The sequence below is a fragment of the Microcoleus sp. N3A4 genome (assembly GCF_036701805.1).
GTDB lineage: Bacteria > Cyanobacteriota > Cyanobacteriia > Cyanobacteriales > Microcoleaceae > Microcoleus.
The window spans coordinates 1-9,962 of sequence record NZ_JAUBRJ010000129.1; the positions used below are offsets into that span (position 1 = coordinate 1).

Annotated in this window: 10 protein-coding genes and 1 pseudogene; 3 read left to right on the plus strand and 8 right to left on the minus strand. The window is 48.5% G+C overall.

Going from position 1 to position 9,962, the window contains the following annotated elements; genetic code table 11:
- The first annotated feature begins 149 nt into the window (after positions 1 to 149).
- Positions 150 to 443, plus strand: a complete 294-nt coding sequence (locus tag QUA56_RS35585) for a DUF2103 domain-containing protein (protein WP_190732612.1) — start codon at positions 150 to 152, stop codon at positions 441 to 443.
- Here the strand turns inward: QUA56_RS35585 and QUA56_RS35590 are convergent.
- From QUA56_RS35590 to QUA56_RS35620, 7 genes are all read right to left on the minus strand, one after another.
- On the minus strand, positions 432 to 1,058 hold the full coding sequence (locus QUA56_RS35590) for a HEAT repeat domain-containing protein (RefSeq protein WP_333368470.1): 627 nt from the start codon (positions 1,056 to 1,058) through the stop codon (positions 432 to 434). The two genes, QUA56_RS35585 and QUA56_RS35590, sit on opposite strands and share 12 nt — an antisense overlap.
- A 269-nt stretch (positions 1,059 to 1,327) precedes the next feature.
- A complete protein-coding gene (locus QUA56_RS35595) occupies positions 1,328 to 2,167 on the minus strand; it encodes a HEAT repeat domain-containing protein (protein WP_333368473.1) in 840 nt (279 codons plus the stop codon).
- Between the two features lie 178 nt (positions 2,168 to 2,345).
- Positions 2,346 to 2,627, minus strand: coding sequence for a phycobilisome linker polypeptide (locus QUA56_RS35600; protein ID WP_333368476.1), 282 nt, complete (start codon positions 2,625 to 2,627; stop codon positions 2,346 to 2,348).
- Positions 2,628 to 2,735: 108 nt separating this feature from the next.
- A complete protein-coding gene (locus QUA56_RS35605; RefSeq protein ID WP_333368479.1) occupies positions 2,736 to 3,605 on the minus strand; it encodes a phycobilisome linker polypeptide in 870 nt (289 codons plus the stop codon).
- 231 nt (positions 3,606 to 3,836) lie between these two features.
- Positions 3,837 to 4,652, minus strand: a complete 816-nt coding sequence (locus QUA56_RS35610; protein WP_333368481.1) for a phycobilisome linker polypeptide — start codon at positions 4,650 to 4,652, stop codon at positions 3,837 to 3,839.
- Between the two features lie 144 nt (positions 4,653 to 4,796).
- Positions 4,797 to 5,285 carry a phycocyanin subunit alpha gene (gene cpcA / locus QUA56_RS35615; protein WP_333368484.1) on the minus strand — a complete coding sequence of 163 codons (489 nt, stop codon included), beginning with the start codon at positions 5,283 to 5,285 and terminating at the stop codon, positions 4,797 to 4,799.
- A gap of 103 nt (positions 5,286 to 5,388) precedes the next feature.
- Positions 5,389 to 5,907 carry a phycocyanin subunit beta gene (locus tag QUA56_RS35620; RefSeq protein ID WP_333368487.1) on the minus strand — a complete coding sequence of 173 codons (519 nt, stop codon included), beginning with the start codon at positions 5,905 to 5,907 and terminating at the stop codon, positions 5,389 to 5,391.
- Between the two features lie 361 nt (positions 5,908 to 6,268).
- Between QUA56_RS35620 and QUA56_RS35625 the strand changes: the two genes are divergently transcribed.
- Complete coding sequence (locus tag QUA56_RS35625; RefSeq protein WP_333368490.1) at positions 6,269 to 6,433, plus strand: hypothetical protein; 165 nt, start codon at positions 6,269 to 6,271, stop codon at positions 6,431 to 6,433.
- A gap of 457 nt (positions 6,434 to 6,890) precedes the next feature.
- Positions 6,891 to 9,713 carry a cation-transporting P-type ATPase gene (locus QUA56_RS35630; RefSeq protein WP_333368493.1) on the plus strand — a complete coding sequence of 941 codons (2,823 nt, stop codon included), beginning with the start codon at positions 6,891 to 6,893 and terminating at the stop codon, positions 9,711 to 9,713.
- A gap of 67 nt (positions 9,714 to 9,780) precedes the next feature.
- On the opposite strand, the pseudogene QUA56_RS35635 reads toward QUA56_RS35630, so the two are convergent.
- Positions 9,781 to 9,962, minus strand: a pseudogene (locus tag QUA56_RS35635) (hypothetical protein); the annotation flags it as partial.

Here is a 9,962-nt window from a genome sequence, read left to right on the forward strand (position 1 = left end):
TACTTAACAAGTCTCCACACTTCTCGTAATTAAAGCCGTCCTATAAGGACGGGGCTTTAGACCCAACTTTCTGGTAAGTTGAGGGAATTTAAAATTGGTTCCACCTAGGGGTGGCTTAGACTGGGTATGTTGAATTTGGTTAAAAATTTATGAACGCACAACCCAAAGGCCGCCTAGTTTGGAATCACTCTACCCACCTTCCAGGTTTGATACCAATTTTAGAGCGCCTCACCCTAAAAATCGGCATTCAAACCGTCACTCCGGGCGTCATCAACAAAGTTAAAGGACACATCCCCCGCATGACATTAAGAGTGTCAGTACCCATCCGCGGGGGATTTAAAATCATTGCCAGACAGGGCAAAACCGTACAAGAAGTTTTTATATTAACCACTCTCAGTCAAGGGGACTTGGAAGAGACGATCGCCCAAACCCTAGCTAAGTGACAATTTTTTCTTAGCAAGCACTGCGCGAGCTCTAACTGCTAAAGTTTCATCGTTTTGGGCTATTTCCTGAAGTTGGGCCGAAACTTCCGCTAACCAATCCGGTTGAACAGCCGCAGCACCCGTCAAAGCTTGCAAACCCCCCACTGCTGCGTAGCGAACCACCCATTCCGGGTCTTGGGACGCTTGCAGCAGGGTTTTCGCAGCGCGAATTTGAGCATTTAAAATTTGTTCTGTTGGCATCAGTTCCCAGCCAATCGTCCCCAAACCCCTAGCCGCTGCCCGCCGCACGCTCAAAGAAAAGTCATTCGCCGCCGCATCCAGCAAAATCTCTAAACCCCTGGGGTCGCCAATTCCAGCCAAAGCCCGAACAGCCCAAGCTCTCGCCCCGTAATTGTAGCCGTCAAGCTGTTCTAGCAGCGGCAGCACCGCAGGTTCTCCGAGTTGAATCAGTCCGTCAACGGCGGCAACAGAGGCGCCTGGGTTGTTGTAACCGAGCACTGTAATTAATGTAGGAATTGCTTGTTTTGAGGAAGCCGCCGCGAGTGCTTTGACTGCGTTTAACAAGCCCTCGGAAGAATCTGCTTGTTCGACAGCGCGAATTAGTTCTAATGCCATTTATTTGTAAGCTTTACCGTGACCATTTTAATTGTAGGTTGGGTCGATCGCGCGATCGACCTTTTTGCCATCTCACCCACCAACATTCTCATCAAAATACGTAGGGACACAGCACTGCTGTGTCCTGCCTAAAATACATATATGCCGTAGGGACACAGCACTGCTGTGTCCTGAAATGTGCTGTGTCCTGAAATGTGCTGTCTCCTGAATATACGGTAGACAATTGAAAATCGCTACAGCAATCCTATTTCAGTTGTGACTAATTTTTTTTAAAGTAAACTATCCATTAAATCCATAACACGGATAGCATCATCTGACAAAGATAGTGATTCTTGTCGATCGAGGTGATGCTCCAAAACTCCTTTGAGAGCAATCAATTTCATGCTATTTTCTGCTAAAGTTTCAGAAATAGCTTGCGCTCCGGGCAAATAGCCGATCGCCCCCAAGTCCATTAAAGCCGATCGCCTCAACTGCAAATTATCCCCATTCAAAGCAGTTACCAACCGTTCTCCGTAAACCCGCTCGCCAGTTAACTGATACATCGCCCGTGCGGCAGCGTACTGCACCCGCTCTACAGAATGTTCTAAAAAAGGTGAAATTAGCGGTATTGCTTCTGTGGCTTGCAGCGTACCCAAAGCTTCAATTACCGAATCATAAGGCTGCTGTAGATGCGATTTTCCCGGCACTCGCACGGCTGCTGCTACACCCCCATCTAAGAATTCCATTAGCCGCGGGATAGAATCGCGATCGCCCAGCATTTCTAATGCTTGTGCCGCCGCTTCCCGCACGTAATAATCCGTGCATTCCAAACAGCGAATCAGCGCTGGTAAGGCTTGTTTGTCGCCCAATTTACCCAGAGCCCGCGCCGCATTTCGCAATAGGGAATAATCGCCTATTTTTGTTTGTTCTGACTCTTCTTCCAAGGCATCAATAAGAGCTGCAATAGCAGCCGGTTCCTTGACTCGAAATCGGCCGACCCACCAAGCAGCGTAGTAGCGGAGACTGTAATCTTGGGAGTGCAAATTTGCGATCGCCTGTTCAATTGTTAAAGACTCGCCGCCAGTTACACCCGCCGGCGGTGAGTCGGATTCGTAATAATCCACAGTCATTAGTTATTAGTTATTAGTTATTCGGCGATTAAAATCGCTGCTACACAGACAAAACCCGCCTGCGCGGGTTGGGGAAACTCTTAGTGCGCGCAGGCGGACTTCATTTGACAAGGAGCGATTTCAATTGCCCCTTCTAGCTTGACAAGGAGCGATTTTCATCGCCCCTGCAACCAAACTATTAGTTATCACCCGATGATTCATGGGATGATTCAGGTGACGGTTCTGCGATCGCGCTTAAAGGATGAATGCTGACAATTTTGCCGCCCATGCGAGTAATTCGCTGCATTTCTTGATTCATCCGACTGTAAGGCACGGTGATAAATGTACTCGCGCTCGATCGAATCGAATAATCGATTTTTTCTGTATCATCGCTTTGGCGCAAGCCGACAACTTCATACCTAAAACAGCGACCAGCGGAAGCTGTATTGCCACTTGTTCCTGCTACAATTTGACCAAACATAAGATTCTTGGTAATTGGTAATTGGTAATTAGTCAGTAGTCAGTTGTTAGTTGTTAGTTGTTATTTGTTATTTGTTGGTTCCAATAACCAATAACCAATAACCAACAACTAAATTGGAGTAATGCTGGCGATTTTCGCGCCCAGGCGCTGAAATTTCTGCATTTGCGAGGACAAATCCTCAACAGGTACGATAAACGCCTTGCTGCTGCGGCGCACGCTGGGATAGCCACCCGTGCGAATTCCAGACACTTCCACGCGAAACAGCCTTCCTTCCTTGCCGTAAGCTGCCGCGCCACCGAAGCCGCTGCCGGGAGTCACGTTTCTCGCAGAAGGGCGGTATGCCCAACCTTCACTGCCACCGGAGGGGCCGACTACTGCGGTGGCGCTGTTGCTACCGAGTTCGACGGCTAAGCGAGAGTTGTTGCCTTCTAGTTGAGCGCTATCACTGTTTGCATAGCCCCTATACAGGCGAAACATCCGGGTAAAACCGACGGTTTTTTGTCCCCGCTGAGTGTTAAAACCCCGGTAGTAAGGTACAATATCCTCGCCAAAGCTTTCTTGATACTCTACTGAATCGATGAAGGAATCAATATCAGCGTCGTACCCTTTTGTTTGATACAAATCTAAGTGATAGACTACTTCAGATTCGTCGTAGGGAGCGCGGCCGAGCAAGTGCTTGTAGTTAAGTTCGATCGTCCGAGTTTGAAAGCTGCTGTATAAAAACTTAGTTTTGTACAGTTCCGATTTTGCCACTGCGCGCACAAATTCTCGCACCGTTAAACTGCCATCTCGCAGCAGAGATTCAGCACTTGTCAGGCGTTCGGATTTCATCAAATAATCGTTGCCCAACAACTGACGGTAAACAGCGCGAATTACTACTTGCACGTCATCTTTGCTGTAGTTCGGGCGCAATTCTACCTTTGGCGCATCGCTCAGTGCCGATGTTCCCAGTCTGGATGCTGCTGTCGTAATAGCCACCAGATTTTCTCCTAAATTTATGAGTGTAAATTCTAAGCTTTGTTGTACTTGAGATTTGTGGAAATTGCGCCATTTTTTTTAGTAGGGTGCGCCGCACTGTGCAGCTTACCCATACATAGCGCATTGAAAGATTTTTTGCGTAATTCCTAATTTTATAAAGACGCTTTCAAGAAAACGTCTTTACAAACTTTAGAGCTGATACATTACTGTTTTCCTAATCGATCGCTTGTTTTAAGCAACAGTAATGTTGACCACTTTGCCGCCCCGTTTGTTGATTTGCTGCAACCGGGTGGAAAGTTGCTCGTAAGGCACGAGATATTCGGTAGTAGTCCGCCGCACTTGAGGCGAAAACTTAGCAGAACCTTGCATTGCGGTGACTCGGTAAAGTTGTCCGCGATCGCCGCCCGACACGCCGGCAAGAGCTTGTCCGCTACCTGCGGTGTAGATAGGCGAAGCCATGTTTCTACCTACTTCCCAGGTTAACCGCGCTTGTGTTTGGTTTTGTGCTCGATCGCTATTTGCATAGCCCCGGTACAATTGAAACATCCGGTTAAAACCGACGGTTTTTTGACCTCTTTGAGTAGCGAAACCGCGATAGTAAGGCACTATACTTTCGCCAAAGTTTTCTTGATACTCAACTGAGTCGATGAAGGAATTGATTTCAGCTTCGTAGCCTTCGGCATTGTACAAGTCAACGTGGAAAGCAATTTCCGACTCGTCGTAAGGAGCGCGGCCCAACAAATGCTTGTAGTTGAGTTCAATCAGCCGCGTTTGCGAGTTCGGGTAAAAAAACTTTTTCCGATAAGTTTCCGACTGAGCAATTGCCCGCACAAAATCCTTAACTGAAATTTGTCCTTGCAACAGTAAAGATTCTGCACTCGCAACTCGTTCGCTCGACATTAAATACTCGTTGCCAAAAACCTGAGTGTAAGCTGCGCGAATTACTGCTTTGGCATCGTCTTGAGTCCAGTGGGGGCGCAATTCTACCCGTCCGGCTTCTTCAAATGCTTTGATTCCCAAGCGCTCTGCTGCACCTAATCCCGCCATCTGTGTTTCTCCCTTTTTGCTTTAAAACTGCAAACTTTTTAAATGTATTTGGAAAACTTGGCTTCGATCGCAGATGCCCGGAATTGTAAACAACCGCTAACGCTCAAGCTAACAGCAGCTTACATTTCCGGGCATCACGCAAATCTAGCTCAGGGCGTTGATTGCGTAGTCGAGGTAAGAAGTTGCTTCAGTAGCAGCATCGCCACTCAAGCCGTGGTTAGCTTTGATGTACTTGAGAGCTTCAACGTACCAGCTAGGAGACAGTTCAAATGTCCGGTTGATTTCGTCGATACCTGCAATCAGGTACTCATCAATCGGGCCTGTGCCGCCGGCAACCAAGCAGTAGGTGACCATACGCAGGTAGTAGCCGATGTCGCGGGCGCACTTGGCTTTACCTGTTGGGGTAGAAGCATAGTTATTGCCTTGCATTTGTTGGGTGTACGGGAATTTGTTGTACACTGCTTGGGCTGCACCGTCGATCAAGCGCTGAGAGTTAGCTGTCAGAGCTTTGGCTGCTTCCAAGCCAGCAGAGGCTTGGCGGAAGCGGCCGAAGGCGACTTGAAGTTCGGTGCTGCTGAGGAAACGGCCTTGAGAATCGGCGGCTGTTACAGCTTCGGTCAACGGGGTTTTCATTGTTCTGTTTTCTCCCTAATGTTGTGTTGTTTTGGTACAGAAGGTTGGTAAAAAGGCGAGCCATCGCTTTTTTTACACTCAAGTAATTGTCGCTTAGCTGTTTTTAGCCGACTGCACTGGCTGCGCGGTCGAAGTAGCCACCGATTTCAGACATCAGCGAGCTGCAATCTCCACGAGTGACTCCGTTGGGGTCGTTGGCGATCGCGATCGCGGCTTCCTTCATTTTTTGGACGCCTGCTGCCACTGAAGCACCGGGAGTTCCCAGAGCCAGGTAGGTTTCGCGCAAGCCGTTCAAGCAGCGATCGTCGAGAACGCTGGCATCACCTGCGAAAGTTGCGTAGGTGACATAGCGCAAAATGATTTCCATGTCGCGCAAGCAAGCTGCCATGCGGCGGCTGGTGTAAGCGTTACCGCCGGGAGCGATCAGTTGGGGCTGCTCAGCAAACAAAGAGCGAGCTGCGTTGGCAACGATTGTGGAAGCGTTGCTGGTGATGCGGTTAACTGCGTCAATCCGCTTGTTGCCTTCTGAAACCATGCTGCTCAGGGCATCCAATTGACCTGTGGCCAAAAATTCGCCGCGGGCGTCTGCTTGGGAAACCACTTTTGTAAATGCGTCAAACATGAAAGAACTCTCCTACTTGAGTTAATTGAGTTTGGTTGCGGTATAAAACCGTTAAGTTAAATTTGTTCAGGCTTTTAAACCTGCAAGGGTTGAAAGTTGACGCCAGCTAATGGGCTGGCCGGCTCGTTCTCTCCCTTTCCGCTACCTGTAATATTGTTACATTGCAACGGACGTTTAACAAACCTTAGAAAATTTTACACCTTTTATGAGATGCGACAAACCTTGTTAATCAGTCTTTTTATTAACTGCAGCCTGTCGTTTCAACCCTCTGATAACCTTTATACAATGCTCTCCCGCGTTTGTTTATTACAAATTATTACAGGAGCTTATCTTTGTTAGAAGGTAAATCGGGGTTGGGCGAGTGCGGGAAAATCTCCTCCCTGCGGTAGATGTGCGGTTGCTGCTGGCAACCAGAAGTCTGATTCTGTCGCCCGTGCTGTGGCGGTGGGGCTGCCCCGAACCCTCGCGTAGAGCGATCGCCCCTGTTGGCTTTCCCCAGGAAAACGGAATTGTTAAGAAAAATTAAGGAAATTAAAGTTTTGCTAAAACTAAGGCACCGGGAATAGGAAAAAAAGCAAAAATTCTGCCCAATCCAAGATGCAGGCAGAATTCGGCCTAGCTAAAACCCAAAAAACAGTCAGCCCGATCGCCACAGCCACAGCTTTAGCCCGAAATATCAGCATTTAAACACAAAACTCAGCCGTTAGCCGTTGGGTAAAAGCTGAAGGAATTGCTAATTTTTAGTAGTAAGGTGGATAAGTGCTATCAGCGGTAGGTCTAAAAACGGCGCGATCGAGCTAGAAACGCAGTGAAGTTGAAAGCTTCCTGCTTTAAGGCATCGAACCGCCCAATACGAGTCCCAAGTTAAACAGTTTTTTATTCAGAACTTATAACTAAAAACTCTCTCACTGCCATCAGCCACATCGATCGGCTGTAGCTGTCCGGCCGCAACCACCTTTATGCCCCATGCTCGATCGTAATTTATGTCTTCAACTTCTCCCTCTTCTTGGCACACCGTAGCAATTGACAAAACTCTCAAGCAGCTAAGCAGCAACAAAGACGCTGGATTGAGCAGCCAACAGGTGTCAGAACGCTTGCAGCAATACGGCCCCAACGAACTAGAAGAAACCGGAGGCCGCAGTCCGTGGTCGATTTTTGTCGATCAGTTCACCAACATCATGTTGTTGATGCTGATGGGTGTGGCCGTGATTTCGGCTTTTTTGGACATCCAGTCGAATACTTTTCCCAAAGATGCGATCGCCATTTTTGCGATCGTCATACTCAACGGCATTCTCGGCTATTTCCAAGAGCAAAGTGCTGAAAAAGCCCTCGCAGCTCTCAAAAACCTCGCTTCCCCCCTAGTCAGAGTCCTGCGGGACGGCAAAACTTCGGAAATAGCAGCCAAGGAACTCGTACCTGGAGACGTGATGCTATTGGAGGCTGGGGTAAAAATAGCAGCAGACGGACGCTTGATCGAAGCTTCCAACTTGCAAGTCAGAGAATCTGCTTTGACAGGAGAAGCTCTAGCAGTTACCAAGCAAGCCGATCTAGAACTTTCAGAAGATGCTTCCTTGGGCGATCGGCTCAACCTGATTTTTCAGGGCACAGAAGTTGTTCAGGGACGGGCAAAGGCGATCGTCACCAATACCGCAATGCAAACGGAATTGGGCAAAATTGCCGCCATGCTTCAGTCAGTAGAAAGCGAACCGACTCCCCTGCAGCAGCGGATGGGCCAGTTGGGAAATGTTCTAGTCTCCGGTGCCCTAGCCTTAGTGGCAGTTGTCGTCATCGGCGGGATGATTACCTTCAACAACGGCGGCATCGGGTTCGATACCAGTAGGTTTCCAGAACTGTTAAAAGTTTCTCTCAGCATGGCTGTGGCTGTGGTTCCCGAAGGACTCGCGGCAGTCGTGACAGTTACTCTGGCACTCGGAACTAGGCGGATGGTGAAACGCAACGCCCTGATTCGCAAACTTCCTGCTGTGGAAACTTTGGGCTCGGTAACTACCATTTGTTCAGACAAAACAGGTACTCTGACTCAAAATAAAATGGTAGTTCAGCTAGTGTCTACGGGCGACTGCAATGTCGGCATAGGAGGCGACGGCTATGCCCCGATCGGAGATTTTACCGATCGCCATACATCGACCAAAATTAATAATTTAGAGGAATATCCAGAACTCGAATCCTTATTAATTGCCTGTGCAGTTTGCAACGACGCAGTATTGCAGCACGAAGAGCAAGAATGGAAGATTTTGGGAGACCCCACGGAGGGAGCTCTGCTGTCTTTAGCGGGAAAAGCAGGCATTTATAAGGAAAAACAGTCTCAATTGCTGCAGCGGACAGCGGAATTTCCTTTTTCTTCCGAACGCAAACGGATGAGCGTGATTTGCGAAGTGCCCGGCAGATCGGGACATTCGGGATTTCCCGCAGAAGAAGGACAGCAGGCGAATTATTTGATGCTGACCAAAGGTTCTCCAGAGTTGACTTTGGAGCGCTGCAAAGGCATTATACTCGGCGATCGAGTACAACCTTTAACTCAGGAAATGCGCGATCGCATTCTCGTGGAAAACAACAACATGGCAAGCGGCGGTTTGCGAGTCCTCGGGTTTGCGTACAAACTCTGGGAAAACGTGCCGCCCGAAGGTTCTGAGGAAACCAGCGAACAAGACATGATTTGGCTGGGACTCGTCAGTATGCTGGACGCCCCGCGCCCGGAAGTGCGGGAAGCAGTGGTGAAGTGCCGCGATGCAGGCATTCGGGTGGTGATGATTACAGGGGACCACCAGTTGACAGCAAAGGCGATCGCCTACGATTTAGGTATTGCAACAGAGGGCGATCGAGTTCTCACCGGTCAAGAATTAGAAAAACTCAGCCAAGAAGAACTCAAACAGCAAGTCGAACAGGTTAGCGTTTACGCCCGCGTTTCCCCAGAACACAAATTGCGGATTGTCCAAGCTTTGCAAAGTTGGGGCAAATTTGTCGCGATGACCGGCGACGGCGTTAACGACGCCCCCGCCTTGAAACAAGCCGATATCGGCATCGCAATGGGGATTACCGGCACCGATGTCAGCAAAGAAGCAAGCGATATGGTGCTCCTCGACGACAACTTCGCAACTATTGTCGCCGCGGCTGAAGAAGGGCGAGTGGTTTATACCAACATTCGCCGCTTTATTAAATACATTTTGGGCAGCAACATCGGCGAAGTTTTGACAATTGCCGCTGCACCTTTAATGGGTTTGGGAGGAGTCCCGCTGACGCCGCTGCAAATTTTGTGGATGAACTTAGTAACAGATGGCGTTCCCGCTTTGGCCTTGGCCGTCGAACCTGCGGAACCGAACGTGATGAGAAAGCCTCCTTTCAGCCCGCGAGAAAGTATTTTTGCGCGGGGTTTGGGTTCTTACATGATTCGGATCGGGATTATTTTTGCAATTTTGACGATCGCGATGATGTCCTGGGCTTACGGATATACCACAAACCCCAACCATGTCGGAGATCGAGATGCTTGGAAAACAATGGTGTTTACAACTCTGTGTTTGGCGCAAATGGGTCACGCGATCGCAATTCGGTCTAACACTCAACTAACTATGGAGTTAAATCCCTTCACTAATGTTTTCGTGTGGGGATCTGTGATTGTTACTACTGCTTTGCAATTGATGCTGATTTACGTTCCGCCGCTGAGAGATTTTTTTGGAACTCACTATTTGTCGCCTTTTGAATTGATGATTTGCTTCGGTTTCAGCGCCCTGATGTTTGTCTGGATTGAACTGGAAAAACTGTTCGTGCGCTTTTACAAATCTCGAAAATAGTGTTAACGTCTGACGGATAATGAGCGATGTTTCATTATTCGTTAGATCCTTCACATTTGGCGCGAGTCTAAACACTATACATTGCGAACACAACGCTCCGCAAAAAAGCAATTGCAGAGATTAGCCCTGGAATAGCTAAGGTTCGCAATGCGCCCCCTACGATGACTACTGTATAACCAATAACCAATAACCAATAACCAATAACCAATAACCAATAACCAATAACCAATAACCAATAACCAATAACCA

Excerpts from the sequence above, each read along its gene's own strand:
- QUA56_RS35585 (WP_190732612.1), top strand. The coding sequence starts at position 150 with ATGAACGCACAACCCAAAGGCCGCCTAGTTTGGAATCACTCTACCCAC.
- QUA56_RS35590 (WP_333368470.1), bottom strand. The coding sequence starts at position 1,058 with ATGGCATTAGAACTAATTCGCGCTGTCGAACAAGCAGATTCTTCCGAG.
- QUA56_RS35595 (WP_333368473.1), bottom strand. The coding sequence starts at position 2,167 with ATGACTGTGGATTATTACGAATCCGACTCACCGCCGGCGGGTGTAACT.
- QUA56_RS35600 (WP_333368476.1), bottom strand. The coding sequence starts at position 2,627 with ATGTTTGGTCAAATTGTAGCAGGAACAAGTGGCAATACAGCTTCCGCT.
- QUA56_RS35610 (WP_333368481.1), bottom strand. The coding sequence starts at position 4,652 with ATGGCGGGATTAGGTGCAGCAGAGCGCTTGGGAATCAAAGCATTTGAA.
- cpcA (WP_333368484.1), bottom strand. The coding sequence starts at position 5,285 with ATGAAAACCCCGTTGACCGAAGCTGTAACAGCCGCCGATTCTCAAGGC.
- QUA56_RS35620 (WP_333368487.1), bottom strand. The coding sequence starts at position 5,907 with ATGTTTGACGCATTTACAAAAGTGGTTTCCCAAGCAGACGCCCGCGGC.
- QUA56_RS35630 (WP_333368493.1), top strand. The coding sequence starts at position 6,891 with ATGTCTTCAACTTCTCCCTCTTCTTGGCACACCGTAGCAATTGACAAA.